The organism is Streptomyces sp. FIT100, assembly GCF_024584805.1.
Classification (GTDB): Bacteria; Actinomycetota; Actinomycetes; order Streptomycetales; family Streptomycetaceae; genus Streptomyces.
The window spans coordinates 502,905-517,895 of record NZ_CP075715.1; the positions used below are offsets into that span (position 1 = coordinate 502,905).

Genomic DNA, 14,991 nt, shown 5'->3' on the forward strand with positions numbered 1-14,991 from the left:
GAGGGCGGCGGCCCACGCCCGAGCTGGGCCACCGCCTGGGGTGCCGGTGGCTGCTCGCGAGGGAGCCGGGCAGTGGGGAGTCAGGACATGGGGGTCAGGAGACGCGCGCGGGCAGCACGGTCAGCGGGTCGTCGAGGACCGGCTGCCAGGCCAGCTCCGCCGCGCCCACCAGGCTGTTGTGGTCGAGCGTGCAGGGGAGGATGGGGACGCCGCCGCTGCGGCCCCAGAGGCTGCGGTCGGCGACGACCGCGCGCAGCCGCTCGGGGTCGGCGTCGAGGAGGTCCCGGTGCAGGCCGCCGAGGATGATGCGGTCGGGGTTGAGGATGTTCACGAGGCCGGCGAGACCGAGGCCGAGCCGGTCGATGAGCTCCTCGGCCGCGGCGCGCACCGTCGGGTCGGCGTACTCCGTGCGGAGCAGTTCCTGCGACTGCTGGAGCAGGGACACCTCGGGGCCGGGCTCACGGCGCGCGGCGGTGAGGAAGGCCAGCGGATCGGCCTCGACGTCGAGGCAGCCGCGGCTGCCGCAGTGGCAGGGGCGGCCCTCGGGGTTGACGGTGAGGTGGCCGACCTCCAGGGCGAGGCCGGAACTTCCCGTGTGGAGGCGGCCGTCGAGGACGAGGGCGCCGCCGACGCCGCGGTGCCCGGTGGCGACGCAGAGCAGGTGCTGGGCGCCGCGGCCGGCGCCGTGGCGGTGTTCGGCGAGGGCGGCGAGGTTGACGTCGTTGCCCGTGAACGCCGGTCCCGTGATGCCGGCCGCGCGGACGCGCTCGGCGAAGATGTCGCGGACCGGGGCCCCGGCCGGCCAGGCGAGGTGGAGCGGGTTGAGTGCGGTGCCCTCGGGCTCGGCCACGGCGGAGGGGACGGCGAGCCCTGCGCCCACGCATCGCCTGCCGGTCTCGCGCAGCAGCGCCGCACCCGCGTCGACGACCTCGCCGAGCACCTGCGCCGGGTCGGCGGAGACCGCGACGCAGCCGGGGGCGGTCGCGACGATGCCCCCGCCGAGCCCGACGAGCGCGGCCCGGAAGCCGTCGGCGTGCACCTGCGCGGCGAGCGCGACGGGGCCCGTGTCGTCGATGGACAGCCGGTGCGAGGGGCGGCCCTGCGAGCCGGCGGCGGCACCGGGCCGCGAGTCGACGCGGATCAGCCCGAGGGCTTCGAGTTCGGCGGCGACGGCTCCGGCGGTGGCACGGGTGACGCCGAGCTCGGCGGTGAGGACGGCCCGGGTGGGCGCCCGGCCCGTGTGCACCAGTTCCAGCGCGGGGCCGAGCGCGCTGCGGCCTCTCTCCAGTCGTGTGCGGGCGGGCGTCACCTTGCCGTTCATGGAGGCGAGTGTCCCATGATCCGGTGCCTGCGGGCGGTATGGCGCCGGGCCGCCCGCAGGACCGCCGCCTGCCGGGCGCGCCAGGCGCCGGACGACAGCCGCTCGCACGGCGGGGCGCCGGCTTGTGCGCCGATCGCGGCTGCCCATATCCTCACTTTGTGCCGCTACTGAACAAACCAACGACGGCCACCTCCGGTGCACCCGGCGGCGACCCCGCCCCGCGCTCCCTGACCCGCCTGCGCACCGCGCTCACCGTCTTCTTCGCACTCGACGGCTTCCTCTTCGCCGGCTGGGTGGTCCGTATCCCCGCCATCAAGCAGCAGACGGGCGCCTCGGCGAGCGACTTGGGGCTGGCGCTGCTCGGGGTGTCCGCGGGGGCGGTCGTGACGATGACCCTGACCGGGCGGCTGTGCCGGAGGTTCGGCAGCCATCCCGTGACCGTCGCGGCGGGGGCGCTGATGTCGCTGGGCATCGCGTTGCCCGCGCAGGCCCATTCGGCGTTCTCGCTGGGGCTGGTCCTGCTCGTGTTCGGCATCGCGTACGGCGGCATCAACGTGGCGATGAACAGCGCCGCCGTGGACCTGGTGGCGGCTCTGCGGCGGCCCGTCATGCCCGGTTTCCACGCCGCGTTCAGCCTCGGCGGCATGATCGGCGCGGGGCTCGGCGGACTGGTTGCCGCAGGCCTCTCCCCCGCCGTCCATCTGCTCGCCCTGACGGCGGTGGGGCTGCTGGTCACGGCCGCGGCAGGGCCGACGCTGCTGCGCCACCCCGCACCCGTCCCCGCTTCCGCACCCGTGCCCCCGCCCGCGCGCGTCTCCGCGCAAGCCGGGCCCGTCGCCCGGCCGAGCGGTCGCACCCGCCGCCTGGTCGTGCTCTTCGGCGTGATCGCGTTGTGTACGGCATACGGAGAGGGGGCGCTCGCCGACTGGGGAGCGCTGCACCTGGAGCAGGACCTGGACGCACACCCGGGCATCGCGGCTGCCGGGTACTCCCTCTTCGCCCTCGCTATGACCGCGGGCCGGCTCACGGGCACGGCCCTGCTGGAGCGGCTGGGCCAGACGCGCACCCTGGTCCTGGGCGGAGCGACCGCCGCCGTCGGCATGCTGCTCGGCGCGCTGGCGCCGACGGTGTGGCTCGCGCTGCTCGGCTTCGCCGTGACCGGCCTCGGCCTGGCGAACATCTTCCCGGTGGCGGTGGGCCGCGCGGGCGCACTGGCCGGGCCCGCCGGTGTGGCGACGGCGTCCACGCTCGGCTACGGCGGCATGCTGCTGGGCCCGCCCGCGATCGGCTTCCTCGCCGACTGGTTCTCGCTCCCGGCGGCGCTGACGACGGTGGCGGCGCTCGCGGGCGCGGCGGCGCTGATCGGGTACGCGGCACGGAAGTCGGCGTCCTGACCGTCCTCACCGGCGTGACCGGCGTGACCGGCGTGACCGGCGAGTGCGCGGCGGACGGCAGACCGGCGGCTCGCCGCGGGGCGTGCTCGCCAGTGTGTGGAGGGTTGCCCGGGCATCACCGCCCTCTGATACTCGCGCCATGGGGGCACACACGCGAGCTGCTCGCCGCGGGCGCCGCGGCGGCCGCCGTGGTCTTCCCCGTGCGGGTGGTGAGCGTGCTGTGGCGGTTCTCGCGGGCGCCGGGGCGACCAGGTCGAGGGAGTGGGCCTGTTGAGCCGGGTGGGCCGGGGAAACCGGGTCAGCCGAGCCAGCCGGGGCGGACCAGGCCGGACTCGTAGGCCAGGACCACCAGTTGGGCCCGGTCGCGGGCGCCCAGCTTGACCATGGTGCGGCTGACATGCGTCTTCGCGGTGAGCGGGCTGACCACGAGGCGGCGGGCGATCTCCTCGTTGGAGAGTCCGATCCCGACGAGCGCCATCACCTCCCGCTCCCGCTCGGTGAGACCGGCGAGCCGCTCGTCGTCGGCGGGCGCCTTCGACCGCGCGGCGAACTCGGCGATGAGCCGACGGGTCACCCCCGGCGACAGGAGCGCGTCGCCGTCCACCACCGCCCGTACCGCGCGCAGCAGTTCGTCCGGCTCGGTGTCCTTCACGAGGAACCCCGAGGCCCCGGCGCGGATCGCCTCGAAGACGTACTCGTCCAGCTCGAAGGTGGTGAGCATGACGACCTTGACGCCGTCGAGGGACGCGTCCCCGGTGATGCGGCGGGTGGCGGCGAGCCCGTCGAGCAGCGGCATGCGGATGTCCATCAGGACGACATCGGGCCTGAGTTCGGCGACCCGGCGCAGCGCCTCCTCGCCGTCCGCGGCCTCTCCTGCCACGTCGATGTCCGGCTGGGCGTCGAGCAGCGCCCGGAAGCCCGCCCGCACCAGGGCCTGGTCGTCGGCGAGCAGTACGCGGATCACGCTGCCTCCTTCAGGCGGATCACGGTGTCTCCTTCAGCGTGCTCGGCACGACCGGCAGGTCGGCGTCGACGCGGAAGCCGCCGTCCGGGCGGGTGCCCGCCTCGATCGTGCCACCCAGTGCGGCGGCGCGCTCCCGCATCCCTGCGAGTCCGTTTCCGCTGCCGCCCTGGTCGGTGCCGGTGGCGGGCCCGTCGTCGTCGATCCGGAGGCGGAGCCGGCCGGGTGCGTAGGCGATCCGGACCCTCGCCGTCCGCGAACCGGAGTGGCGCACGACGTTGGTGAGCGCCTCCTGCACGATGCGGAACGCGGCGAGGTCCGCGCCGGGCGGCAGCGGCGCCTCGGTTCCCTCGGTGGCGACCTGCACGGTGAGTCCGGTCCTCGCTGCCTGTTCGACGAGTTCGGGGAGCCGGTCGAGTCCGGGTGCCGGCGCCCGCGGCGCCTCGCCGGGGGCGCGGAGCGTGTCCAGCACCTGGCGCACCTCGCCGAGGGCCTCCTTGCTGGCCGCTTTGATGGTGGTCAGTGCCGTGCGGGCCTGCTCGGGGTCGGAGTCCAGCAGGGCGAGGCCGACTCCGGCCTGCACGTTGATGACGGAGATGGAGTGGGCGAGCACGTCGTGGAGTTCGCGGGCGATGCGCAGCCGTTCCTCGTCGGCGCGGCGCTTCTCGGCGGCGGCCCGTTCGGCGCGGTCGCGGGCCCACTGCTCCCTGCGTACGCGGGTCAGTTCGGCGGCCGCGACGATGGCGAGGACCCAGGCGGCGCCCACCAGTTCCTGGCCCCACGGCACGGCCGCGTCGCCGGCCGGCGGCAGATACCGGTAGAGCCAGTGGCCGATGAGGAGATGGCCGGCCCAGAGCATGCCGACGGCGCCCCAGGCCGCGTACCGGTGCCCCGCCGCGACGGCCGAGAAGACGGCTAGGGCGACGGGGACGAAGGCCGGGCCGTAGGGATAGCCCGCGCCGAGGTAGACCAGCGTGGTCCCCGCCACCGCGAAGACCGTGGCGGCCGGGTACTTGTGGCGGGCCAGCAGCAGGACGGCGCCGACGAGCAGCAGGACGCGGGCGAAGGTGTCGAGGGGCTCGCGGTCGGGCTGGTTCCTGGCCGCGAAGGTGGTCCCGACCATCACGAACACGGCGACGACCAGCGTGGACCGCCAGGGCACCCCGGTCCCGTTCCACCGTACCGGCCCGTGACGCCACCACGGTGGGCCGCCGTGCGCCGACGGTGGCCCGCCATGCGCCCACGGTGGCCCGCCGTGCGCCGCCCACGGCGGACCGCCAGGCGTCCGGGGCGGTCCGCCAGGCGTCCAGGGCGGAGAGCCGTGGTCACGGCGGGTGTGCTGCTCGTCCATACCGGTCACGCTAGCCCCGGCCGCACCCGGCGGGCGTCAGCCGTGCGCGGTGATCACGTCTACTCCCTGTGCAGTACGAGTCCGGCGTCGCGGGCGAGTCGCCCGGCGGCGTGTGCGAAGAAGGCGTCCCGCTCCTCCACGACCCGGTGGAACTGGCCGAAGAGCTCGAACGAGATCATCCCGAACAGCTGGGACCAGGCCGCCACCAGAGCGACGACAAGGGCGGGGGGAAGATCGGGGGCGAGGTCGGCGGCCATCCGGTCGGCCTCCTCCCGCAGTTCGGGAGGGAGCGGGGGCGGGGCGACGCCGGGGCCCCGGTGTGCGTCGCGGGCGATGGCGATGAGGGTCTGGCCGACACGGGAGGCCGGCGCGATGGTGGTCTGCGGGGCGGCGTAGCCGGGGACGGGAGAGCCGTAGATGAGGGCGTACTCATGGGGGTGAACCAGCGCCCAGGCGCGCACGGCGGTGCAGACCGCGGTCCAGCGGGCTACGGGGGTGAGGCCGGGCGCGGCCTCGGCGAGTGCGCGTTCGGCGGCGGGGCCGACGGCGTCGTACGCGTCGACGATGAGCGCGGTGAGCAGCTCGTCGCGGCTCGGGAAGTAGCGGTAGAGCGCCGAGGAGACCATGCCCAGCTCGCGGGCGACGGCGCGCAGGGAGAGCTTGGCGGCGCCCTCGGCGGCAAGCTGTCTGCGGGCCTCGTCCTTGATGGCCGCGGTGATCTCGCTGCGGGCCCGTTCCCTGGCTCCGCGCATGGCGCTGCCCCTGTTCGTGCCGGTCATGGGCGACAGTCTGACACGCTTCAGAGCGGTGACCAAGAACGAGAGCAGTGCTCTTGCCCTGGTCCACCCTTCCAGTGCACACTGCTCATGACCGAGAGCACTGCTCTCTCACTTGTGAGGATGGGGAGAACGCCATGTCGTCGTCGCGCCACTACATCAAGGTCAGCCCGAACGACCTCCGCCTGAACCGCTTCGTCGGCTGGCTCGCCCGCCGCGGCATCAGCCTCGTCGGCTCCGCCGAGCTCTCCGTGCGCGGCCGCAAGAGCGGCGCGATGCAGCGCATCCCCGTCAACCCCTACACCCAGGACGGCGTGCAGTACCTGGTCTCGGCCCGCGGCCACTCCCAGTGGGTGCGCAACATGCGGGCCGCGGGCGGGGGCGAGTTGCGCGTGGGCCGCACGGTGCGCACCTTCACCGCCGAGGAGATCCCGGACGCGGAGAAGACCCCCGTCCTGCGCGGCTATCTGAAGCGCTGGGGCTGGGAGGTCGACCGGTTCTTCCAGGGCGTCACCGCCAAGTCCTCCGACACGGAGATCCTGGCGGCGGCCCCCGACCACCCGGTCTTCCGGATCACCGTCACGAAGTGACGGCGGCCCCGTCGGTCTCCGACTCCTCCGCCCCACTGCGCTCGCCGCCGCCGGAGGCGCCCATCGGCCGCACCCGGTCCAGCGCCTCAAGAGCCCGCCGCGCCATCGGCCGCGAGCGCACGATGCCCGCCAGCGAGGTCGCTCCCCGGGTGATGTCCGCGAACGCCTTCCACGCGGGCCGGAAGCCGGTGATCGTGGCGTGGAAGAGTCCCGGGCGCCGCTCGAAGACCGTCAGGAGCCGGCGCCCGACGCCCATCTCGACGCCCAGTCCCGCCTTGACGGCGAAGGCGTAGTTCAGCGCCTGACGGCGGGCGTCCACACCGTCGTTCGCCTCCGCGATCCGTACCGCCCACTCCCCCGCGAGACGCCCGGAGCGCAGCGCGTACGAGATGCCCTCGCGCGTCCACGGCTCCAGCAGCCCGGCCGCGTCCCCGCACACCAGCACCCGCCCGCGCGACAGCGGGGAGTCGTCGCTGCGGCAGCGGGTCAGGTGTCCCGACGAGACGGCCGGCTCGAAACCTGCGAGTCCCAGCCGGGCGATGAAGTCCTCCAGATAGCGCTTGGTCGCGCCACCCTCGCCGCGCGCCGAGATCACGCCGACGGTCAGGACGTCGCCCTTGGGGAAGACCCAGCCGTAACTCCCGGGCATCGGGCCCCAGTCGATGAGCACCCGGCCCGCCCAGTCCTCGGCGACCGTCGCCGGGACGGGGATCTCGGCCTCCAGGCCGAGATCGACCTGGTCGAGCTTGACGCCGACATGCGCTCCTATGCGGCTGGCGCTGCCGTCGGCACCGACCACGGCGCGGGCCAGGACCGTCTCGCCGTCCGCGAGGACGACCGCGACCGTGCGGCGGTCCGGCACCGCCGGTCCGTGCTGCTCGACGCGGGAGACGGTCGCGCCGGTGCGCAGCACGGCGCCCGCCTTCTGCGCCTGCTCCACCAGCCCCGCGTCGAACTCGGGCCGGTTGACCAGCCCGAAGAGCATCCTGCGCGAGCGCCGGGTACGGGCCAGCCTGCCGTTCAGCGAGAACGTGACGGCGTACACCCGGTCCCGGAGCGGCAGCTCGAAGCCGGGCGGCAGGCAGTCCCGCGACGGCCCGATGATCCCTCCGCCGCAGGTCTTGTAGCGGGGCAGCTCGGCCTTCTCCAGCAGGAGCACGCGGCGTCCGGCGACCGCGGCGGCGTAGGCCGCCGACGCTCCCGCCGGTCCTGCGCCGACCACGACGACGTCCCAGACGGGTTCGACGGGCGCAACAGGCTCGCTCGCCTCAGCCGGCTCACTGCCGCGTCCGACCTCGGGCCCGGACTCGGGCCCGGACTCGGGCCCGGACTCGGGCCCATGCCCGTGCCCGGCCTCAGACTCACGCCCGTGCCCGGACTCAGACTCACGCCCGTGCCCGGCCTCTCGGTCGTGCTCGTTCCCGTGCCCGTCCGCGTGCCCGCCCTGCTCTCCGTTTCCGCTGACGGCATCTGCGTTCTCGCTGCTCACGATGTGCTTCTGCTCCTGATCCGACCCATGGCCCAAGCTCTCGACGGCATCCTACGGGCGCAGACCGCGGCCCCCGCTGTGGGAGGATCGGCCGTACCTTCGCCGTACACACAATGCACACAACGTCGCACCCACGAGGAGCGTGCCCATGACCGCGAATCCGATCGCCGAGACCGTCGCGTCCCTGATACCCCGCGCGAAGACGGAGCTCAGGGAGCTGGTGGCGTTCCATTCGGTGGCGGACCCGGCCGTGGCGCCCAGGAGCGAGTGCGAGGCCGCGGCGAAGTGGGTGGCGGACGCGCTCGCCGCCGAAGGCTTCCAGGACGTGGCGCTCCTCGACACCCCCGACGGTTCGCAGTCGGTGTACGGCCTGCTGCCCGGGCCCGAGGGCGCGCCGACCGTGCTGCTGTACGCGCACTACGATGTGCAGCCGATGCTCGACGAATCGGCGTGGGTGACGCCCCCGTTCGAGCTGACCGACCGGAACGGCCGCTGGTACGGGCGCGGAGCCGCCGACTGCAAGGGCGGCTTCATCATGCACCTGCTCGCGCTGCGCGCCCTCAAGGCGAACGGCGGCGTCCCGGTCACCGTCAAGGTCATCGTCGAGGGCTCGGAGGAGCAGGGAACGGGCGGTCTCGAGCGGTACGCCGAGGCGCACCCGGAACTGCTGCGTGCGGACGCCATCGTGATCGGCGACAGCGGCAACTTCCGCCTGGGCCTGCCGACCGTGACGGCGACCCTGCGCGGGATGACGATGATCCGCGTCCAGGTCGACACCATGGAGGGCAACCTGCACTCCGGCATGTTCGGCGGCGCCGCCCCCGACGCGCTGGCCGCGCTGATCCGCGTCCTCGACTCGCTGCGCGCCGAGGACGGCTCGACGGTCGTCGACGGGCTGGCGGCGGACGCGGCCTGGGACGGACTCCAGTACCCGGAGGAGGACTTCCGCAAGGACGCGAAGGTGCTGGACGGCGTCGGACTGATCGGCCGCGGCACGGTCGCCGACCGCCTCTGGGCGCGACCCGCCGTCACCGTCGTGGGCATCGACTGCTCGCCGGTGGCCGGTGCGACCCCGTCCGTCCCGTCCAGTGCCCGTGCCCAGATCAGCCTGCGGGTGCCGCCCGGGCAGGACGCGGCCGAGGCGACGAAGCTGCTCTACGCCCACATCGAGAAGCACACGCCGTGGAACGCCCGGGTGCGCCTGGAGCAGGTGGGGCAGGGACAGGCGTTCCGCGCGGACGTGACCAGTCCGGCCTACACCTCGATGGCGGAGGCGATGGGGATCGCGTACCCGGGCGAGGAGATGCAGATCTCCGGCATGGGCGGCTCGATTCCGCTGTGCAACACGCTCGCCGCGCTGTACCCGGAGGCGGAGATCCTGCTGATCGGCCTGAGCGAGCCGGAGGCGCAGATCCACGCGGTGAACGAGAGCGTGTCGCCCGAGGAGCTGGAGCGGCTGTCGGTGGCGGAGGCGCACTTCCTGGTGAACTACGCGCGCTCGAAGCAGGTTTGACGCCGGGCGCCGCGCGCGTTCGCAAGCCACGCCCCCACCGCTCGGCGCTGAGCACTGAGCACTGAGTGCTGCGCTTTCGGCGGAAGTCGCCGCGAGCGTGGACGAAGGCGGCGGACGTACGCGTCTGCGTACGTCCGCCGCAGGGACGTCATCGGGGTACTCCCCCGGCGTCGATCCGGCCGGCATCCGCCGAATCGTGCCGACCGACTGCCGCCGCGACCATACCGGCGCCGTGCAGGAGGCACCCGCCCGCGAGCCTGTACGAGCGTGCGCTCACGGTGCCCGAGGCCCCGCCGCCCCGGGTGCACCCGGTGGTCCGGGTGGACCAGTTGGACCGGGTGGACCGGGTGGACCGGGTAGACCGGGTGGACCGGGTAGACCGGGTGGACCGGGAGCTGGAGGACGGCGACGAGCTCGGCTTCCGCGGCGGCGTACGGGTGGGGCATGTCCCGGGCCGCACCCCTGGCCCGATCGCGCTGCATCTGCCGCGCCACGGCGTGCTGTTCACCGGCGACGCGGTCGCGGGCGTGGGCCGGGTGATGCCCGGCGTCTTCGACACCGGCCGGAAGCAGCCCTGGAGTCGATGCACCCGCTGGCCCCGCTCGCACGGCCGTGCTCTGCCTGGGCACGGCGACCCGGTCGGCGAGGACGCGGTGGCGGTGGCGGTGCTGGGCGCGGCGGCAAGCGCCGCGTCGCCAGACGACCGGTCACCCCACGGGCACACCCGCCTCCAGGTTGAGCACCGTCCCGCGCTCCCGGGCCCGCAGCGCCCAGCGCAGCCGCTCGTAGCGCACCGGGGGCAGCATTCCGGCGGCCTCCTCCTCGGTGGCGAACCGCCATCCCCGCAGCTCCGCACCGGGCAGCAGCACCCGTGCGGCGGCCTCCTCGCCGGTGAGCCGGCCGCCGTCGAAGAGCAGCCGCAGCCCGCCGTACCCCGGCGGCCGTGGCGGCTCCCAGTCGACGACCAGCAGCCGCGGTACGGCGTCCAGCCGTATCCCCGTCTCCTCGGCCACCTCCCGCATGCCCGCGCGCGCCGGGGCCTCCCCGGGTTCGACCACGCCGCCGGGGAACTCCCAGCCGGGCTTGTAGGTGGGGTCGACGAGGAGCACCCGGTCGTGCTCGTCGAAGAGCAGCACGCCGGCGGCGAGGGTCTCCGCGGTGGGTTCGGGTGTCTGCACGATCGCGCTGACCGCGGCGGCGCCGCTGCTCACGGCCTCGGCGACGGCCTCGGCGGTCTGGCGCGGGCTGAGGGACGAGGTGTCGACGACATGCGCGTCGGCGGTGAGCCAGCCGTGGAGGGCGGTGCGGTAGGGCTCGACGTGGTCGTACGCCCACTGGTCCACGGGCTGCTCCGCGTCGGGGTTGCCGGGCTCCTCACGGGCGGGCTGCTCCCGGGTGGGCTCCTCCCGGGCGGCGATCCGGGCGCGCAGGATCGTTTCCTCCGAGTGGAGCAGGACATGGCGCACCGGGATGCGGCGGGCGGCGAGCCCGCCGAAGATCTCGTCCCGGTACTCCTGCCTGAGCAGCGTCATGGGCACCACGAGGACACCGCCGAACTCGGCGAGCATCCCCGCCGCCGCGTCCACCACCAGGCGGCGCCAGATCGGCAGGTCCTGGTAGTCGGTCACCTCGTCGAGCCGCTTCTGCGGCAGGAGGTACCGCAGCGCCCCGCCGATCACCTCGGGGTCGTACAACGTGCTGTTCGGGATCAGATCGATCAGCTCGCGAGCGGCGGTCGACTTGCCCGCGCCGAAAGCACCGTTGATCCAGACGATCACGGTTCCCCCTCCTCCGTAGCCCCCAGTGGACTGCCCGCTACACCCTGCCATGGAAACGTCGCACCCGGCCCGGCCGCGGCCCCGGGCGGGCACCGCCCGTAACACATCCGGAGGGAGCCTCGTTGGGGATCACGATGAGCAAGGGGGTGCGGAGATGCTCCGTACGGTGCTGGAGAGGTTTCCCGCAGGGGGCCCGCGAGGGAGCTGGCCGGCTGAGGAGTTCGCCCGGGCCCGGCGGGACGAGGGCGTGGCGGCGGAGGTCGTGATGGACCTGGACACGGACGCGTTCCTCGTGGTGGTGATCCCGCAGCAGGCGGTCGAGCCCCGCTGAGTTCCTCGGGCCCGCCCTGCGGTGGTCACCCCTTGCTCGACCCCAGCGTGAGCCCCGCGATGAAGTGCCGCTGCAGCAGCAGGAAGACGAGCAGCGTGGGCAGGGCCACGATCACCGAGCCCGCCGCCAGCAGGTTGTAGTCGGTGAAGAACTGCCCGCGCAGGTTGTTCAGGGCCGAGGTGATGGGGAGCTTGTCGCCGTCGGAGATGAAGACGAGCGCCCAGAGGAAGTCGTTGTACATCCAGTTGAACTGGAGCGTGCCGAGGGCCGCCAGCGCGGGTCGGCACAGCGGCAGCGTGATGCGCCAGTACTGCGTCCAGACCCCGGCGCCGTCGACGACGGCCGCCTCCAGGATCTCCTGGGGAAGCGTACGCATGAAATTGGCGAGGACGAACACGCAGAACCCGATCTGGAAGCCGACCTGGACGGTGATGACCGCCCAGTACGAGTCGAACATCGTCATCGAGTCGGACATCCAGTAGGGCAGCGGGATGCGGTTGAACAGGACGTACAGCGGCGTGACGATGACCTGCTGCGGGAGCAGGTTGCCCGCCGTGAAGAGCATCAGCAGCAGGATCGAGCCGCGCAGCTTCAGCCGGGAGACGGCGAAGGCGACGAAGGACGCGAGGAAGAGCGCGAGCAGCACGCCCGGTACGGCGATGACCAGGGTGTTGACGAAGTACTTCGTCATCCCCGAGTCGGTGAAGGCCTGCCGGTAGTAGGCGAAGGAGAGCGTGCGCGGCAGCGAGAAGTAGCCGTGCTCGGAGGTCTCGTCGTACGGCCTGAGCGAGGCGTAGACCGCGAGGGCGAGCGGCGCCAGGAAGGCGAGCGAGACGGTCATCAGGAACGCGTGCAGGCCGAGCCGGCCGGGGCGCAGGCGGCGCCGGCGGCCGGCGGGCACCCGTGCGCGCCGCGCGTCCGTGGCGGCCTGCGCGGCGGATGCGGCCGGGGTGTCGGTGCTCAGCGGGCTCAGTGGGCTCAACGGGCTTTCTCCCCTCGGATCTCCTGGACCAGATACGTCACGACGAATCCCAGGGAGACGGTGAGCAGCACCACCGCGATCGCCGAGCCGAAGCCGATCCGGCCGGCCTCGCCGATGATGTTGTCGGTGACGAGCACCGAGAGCAGCTCCAGGCCGTTGCGGCCCTTGTTGACGGCGTAGACGATGTCGAAGGCGCGCAGGGCCTCGATGACGGTGATGACGCCGACGATGACGTTGACGGGGCGCAGGGTCGGCAGGACGACCCGGAAGAAGGTCTGCGCCTCGCCGGCCCCGTCGATGGCGGCGGCTTCCTTGAGCGACGGGTCCACGGCCTTGAGCCCGGCGAGGTAGAGGATCATCACATAGCCGGTGTGCCGCCAGGCCGCGGCCAGCAGGACCATCCAGATGTTGAGGTCGGGGTCGCCGAGCCAGTCGGTGGGGTTGTCGGTGTTCCCGAGGATCGCGTTGAGCGCACCCTGGTCGCGGGAGAAGACCAGTTGGGCGATGAAGCCGACGATCGCGAGCGACAGGACGACGGGCATGTAGAGGGTCGACTGGTAGAAGCGGCTGAAGCGGACACCGCGGTCGACGAGGACGGCGAGGAGCAGCCCGAAGGGGGTGGCGACGAGGCCGAGGAAGGCCAGCCACAGCAGGTTGTGCCGTACGGCGGGCCAGAACTGGGGATAGTTGGTGAAGAGGTTCGCGTAGTTCTGCGTACCGACCCACTCGATGTCGCCGATGCCGTCCCAGCTGGTGAAGGAGAGCGCGACGGACGCGACTGTCGGCCCCCAGACGACGACGAGGTCGAGCAGGAGCGGTACGCCCAGGAGCACGCCGAGGACGGCGAGGTCGCGGGGGGTGAACCGCCGCGGGCCTCGTCGTCGGGTGCGCCGCGCGGTGTTGAGCGCCACGGATCGGAACTCCCAGTGGTCGAGGGCTGTCGGCCGCTCTCGGGCCGTCAGTCGGAGGCGAAGATGGTCTTCTTCTGCCGCTCGATGTCGTTGACGAGTCCGTCGACGTCGTCCGGATTGCTGATGAACGCCTGGATAGCCGGGATCATGACGGTCGAGGAGAAGTCGGGACGGGTGTCGCGGTCGAGGAACTGGGAGATCTGCCGGGCGTTCGAGACCAGTTCGACGGCCTTCTTCTGGATCGTGCTGTACGCGGAGGTGTCCGCCTCGCTGCTGACGGCGATGTTGTTCGGGTCGTGCTGGAGGTAGATGTCCTCGGCCTTGCCGGTGGCGAGCCACTTCAGCAGGTCCTTGGCGCTTTCGAGCGTCTTCTCGTTCTTGAGGTTCTTCGACTTCTTGGCGAGGAGGTAGCCGTCGATCGGGGCCTCGACGGCGTCCTGGCCGTGCTCCGGGTCGATGACCGGGAACGGGAAGAAGTCGAGGTCGTCCTGGTCGCTCTCCGGGAACTGCTGTCCGGGGTGCGGGAGTCCGAGGACCACCATGCCGGCCTCGCGCTTCTGGAGGCTGGTGGCGGCCTCCTGCCAGGTGCGGCCGTTGGCGCCCTGCTGGCAGTACGGGAGCAGCCGGCGCCAGGTGTCGAAGACCTCCTTGACCTGCTTGCCGTTCCAGGCTTCCTTCCCGGCCATCAGGTTCTTGTGGAACTCGTAGCCGTTGGTGCGCATGTTGAGATAGTCGAAGGTACCCATCGCGGGCCAGCCGTCCTTGTCGCAGAAAGCGATGGGGACGAGCTTGTCCTTCTGCATCTGCCGGGCGAGTGCGACGTACTCGTCGAGCGTCTTCGGAGCCTGGTAGCCGCGCTCCTCAAAGAGGCTCTTCCGGTGGAACACGGCCCACGGATAGTAGTAGTACGGCGTCAGGTACTGCTTGCCGTCCTCGCCCGTCGACTGGTCCTTGAGGGCCGGGGAGAAGCCCTGGTATCCGGACCAGAGGTCGGATATCTCGTGCAGCAGGCCCTTCTTGGCGAAGAACTGCATGCGGTAGCCGGCGAACCACATGAAGACGTCGTCCGGCTTGCCCTGCAGATAGCGGTTGATGTTCTCCTGGAAGGTGTTGTGGTCGACGGTGTTGACCTCGACCTTGCGGCCTTCCTTCGACTGGTTCTCGTAGGCCGTGAACGCCTCGGCGAACGCCTTGCGCGGCACCGGGTCCGACGCGTTGGACCCCATCGTGACGGTCCTGCCGTCACCACCGGGCCCTCCGCCGCAGGCGGTGAGGAGCGACGGCAGCGTGATTGCACCCGCACCCAGAGCCGCACCGCGCAGCACGCTCCGCCGGGAGACCCGATGGCCGGCCACGCTCCCTGGTACGGGCGAATCCTCGAACGATGACTGCGTCATGCCCCCTCCTCCGGGATGCAACCGAACACAACCAAACGCGCGAACTGGATCTCACTCCCAAGTAGCAGTGCAGTCAAGAGCTTTGACGCCGGAAGAAGCAACCGTTACGCATGCCTTCCAACAGACTCCCACAAGCCCTACCGTAAACGCGCTCAATTGTGCATGTGCATGCCGTGCATGAACGTCACCCGTCTTCG

General features: G+C 72.4%; 14 protein-coding genes and 1 pseudogene. 6 read left to right on the top strand and 9 right to left on the bottom strand.

What is annotated here, in order from left to right:
* Positions 1 to 94 precede the first annotated feature (94 nt).
* The gene (locus tag KK483_RS02055; RefSeq protein WP_262003189.1) at positions 95 to 1,321 is read right to left on the bottom strand and encodes an ROK family protein; all 1,227 of its coding nucleotides are present in this window, start codon (positions 1,319 to 1,321) and stop codon (positions 95 to 97) included.
* A 158-nt stretch (positions 1,322 to 1,479) separates the two neighbouring features.
* Here KK483_RS02055 and KK483_RS02060 point away from each other — a divergent pair, with 158 nt between their 5' ends.
* On the top strand, positions 1,480 to 2,715 hold the full coding sequence (locus KK483_RS02060; protein ID WP_262003191.1) for an MFS transporter: 1,236 nt from the start codon (positions 1,480 to 1,482) through the stop codon (positions 2,713 to 2,715).
* A gap of 200 nt (positions 2,716 to 2,915) precedes the next feature.
* On the top strand, positions 2,916 to 3,053 hold the full coding sequence (locus KK483_RS35420; RefSeq protein ID WP_399015933.1) for a DUF6332 family protein: 138 nt from the start codon (positions 2,916 to 2,918) through the stop codon (positions 3,051 to 3,053).
* On the opposite strand, the gene KK483_RS02065 is transcribed toward KK483_RS35420, so the two are convergent.
* The 3 genes from KK483_RS02065 to KK483_RS02075 are packed head-to-tail and all read right to left on the bottom strand — an operon-like array spanning position 3,014 to position 5,806.
* On the bottom strand, positions 3,014 to 3,679 hold the full coding sequence (locus tag KK483_RS02065) for a response regulator transcription factor (protein ID WP_262003193.1): 666 nt from the start codon (positions 3,677 to 3,679) through the stop codon (positions 3,014 to 3,016). The two genes, KK483_RS35420 and KK483_RS02065, sit on opposite strands and share 40 nt — an antisense overlap.
* A gap of 19 nt (positions 3,680 to 3,698) precedes the next feature.
* Entirely contained in the window at positions 3,699 to 5,027 is a 1,329-nt protein-coding gene (locus KK483_RS02070) for a sensor histidine kinase (protein ID WP_399013070.1), read from the bottom strand.
* A 59-nt stretch (positions 5,028 to 5,086) separates the two neighbouring features.
* On the bottom strand, positions 5,087 to 5,806 hold the full coding sequence (locus tag KK483_RS02075; protein ID WP_262003195.1) for a TetR/AcrR family transcriptional regulator: 720 nt from the start codon (positions 5,804 to 5,806) through the stop codon (positions 5,087 to 5,089).
* A gap of 134 nt (positions 5,807 to 5,940) precedes the next feature.
* On the opposite strand from KK483_RS02075, the gene KK483_RS02080 reads away from it, so the two are divergent.
* Positions 5,941 to 6,393 carry a nitroreductase family deazaflavin-dependent oxidoreductase gene (locus KK483_RS02080; RefSeq protein WP_262003197.1) on the top strand — a complete coding sequence of 151 codons (453 nt, stop codon included), beginning with the start codon at positions 5,941 to 5,943 and terminating at the stop codon, positions 6,391 to 6,393.
* Here KK483_RS02080 and KK483_RS02085 read toward each other — a convergent pair.
* Entirely contained in the window at positions 6,383 to 7,615 is a 1,233-nt protein-coding gene (locus KK483_RS02085) for a geranylgeranyl reductase family protein (RefSeq protein ID WP_262003199.1), read from the bottom strand. The two genes, KK483_RS02080 and KK483_RS02085, sit on opposite strands and share 11 nt — an antisense overlap.
* Positions 7,616 to 8,030: 415 nt before the next feature.
* Here KK483_RS02085 and KK483_RS02090 point away from each other — a divergent pair, with 415 nt between their 5' ends.
* Together KK483_RS02090 and KK483_RS35425 are read left to right on the top strand one after the other, a co-directional pair.
* Positions 8,031 to 9,395 carry a dipeptidase gene (locus tag KK483_RS02090; RefSeq protein ID WP_262003200.1) on the top strand — a complete coding sequence of 455 codons (1,365 nt, stop codon included), beginning with the start codon at positions 8,031 to 8,033 and terminating at the stop codon, positions 9,393 to 9,395.
* Between the two features lie 338 nt (positions 9,396 to 9,733).
* Positions 9,734 to 9,934, top strand: a pseudogene (locus KK483_RS35425) (MBL fold metallo-hydrolase); the annotation flags it as partial.
* Positions 9,935 to 10,102: 168 nt separating this feature from the next.
* Here the strand turns inward: KK483_RS35425 and KK483_RS02100 are convergent.
* A complete protein-coding gene (locus tag KK483_RS02100) occupies positions 10,103 to 11,173 on the bottom strand; it encodes an NUDIX hydrolase (protein ID WP_262003201.1) in 1,071 nt (356 codons plus the stop codon).
* A gap of 154 nt (positions 11,174 to 11,327) precedes the next feature.
* Here KK483_RS02100 and KK483_RS02105 point away from each other — a divergent pair, with 154 nt between their 5' ends.
* Complete coding sequence (locus tag KK483_RS02105) at positions 11,328 to 11,504, top strand: hypothetical protein (protein WP_262003203.1); 177 nt, start codon at positions 11,328 to 11,330, stop codon at positions 11,502 to 11,504.
* A gap of 25 nt (positions 11,505 to 11,529) precedes the next feature.
* Here the strand turns inward: KK483_RS02105 and KK483_RS02110 are convergent, their stop codons facing one another.
* The 3 genes from KK483_RS02110 to KK483_RS02120 form a co-directional block, all read right to left on the bottom strand.
* Entirely contained in the window at positions 11,530 to 12,405 is an 876-nt protein-coding gene (locus tag KK483_RS02110; protein ID WP_262009312.1) for a carbohydrate ABC transporter permease, read from the bottom strand.
* A gap of 77 nt (positions 12,406 to 12,482) precedes the next feature.
* Positions 12,483 to 13,397: a carbohydrate ABC transporter permease gene (locus tag KK483_RS02115; protein ID WP_262003205.1), complete on the bottom strand. Its 915-nt coding sequence runs from the start codon at positions 13,395 to 13,397 to the stop codon at positions 12,483 to 12,485.
* A gap of 47 nt (positions 13,398 to 13,444) precedes the next feature.
* Entirely contained in the window at positions 13,445 to 14,794 is a 1,350-nt protein-coding gene (locus tag KK483_RS02120; protein ID WP_262003207.1) for an ABC transporter substrate-binding protein, read from the bottom strand.
* Positions 14,795 to 14,991 lie beyond the last annotated feature (197 nt).

What these genes read in the sequence shown, in the direction of transcription:
- KK483_RS02055 (WP_262003189.1), bottom strand. Translation starts at nt 1,321, where the DNA reads ATGAACGGCAAGGTGACGCCCGCCCGCACACGACTGGAGAGAGGCCGC.
- KK483_RS02070 (WP_399013070.1), bottom strand. Translation starts at nt 5,027, where the DNA reads ATGGACGAGCAGCACACCCGCCGTGACCACGGCTCTCCGCCCTGGACG.
- KK483_RS02075 (WP_262003195.1), bottom strand. Translation starts at nt 5,806, where the DNA reads ATGACCGGCACGAACAGGGGCAGCGCCATGCGCGGAGCCAGGGAACGG.
- KK483_RS02080 (WP_262003197.1), top strand. Translation starts at nt 5,941, where the DNA reads ATGTCGTCGTCGCGCCACTACATCAAGGTCAGCCCGAACGACCTCCGC.
- KK483_RS02090 (WP_262003200.1), top strand. Translation starts at nt 8,031, where the DNA reads ATGACCGCGAATCCGATCGCCGAGACCGTCGCGTCCCTGATACCCCGC.
- KK483_RS02105 (WP_262003203.1), top strand. Translation starts at nt 11,328, where the DNA reads ATGCTCCGTACGGTGCTGGAGAGGTTTCCCGCAGGGGGCCCGCGAGGG.
- KK483_RS02120 (WP_262003207.1), bottom strand. Translation starts at nt 14,794, where the DNA reads ATGACGCAGTCATCGTTCGAGGATTCGCCCGTACCAGGGAGCGTGGCC.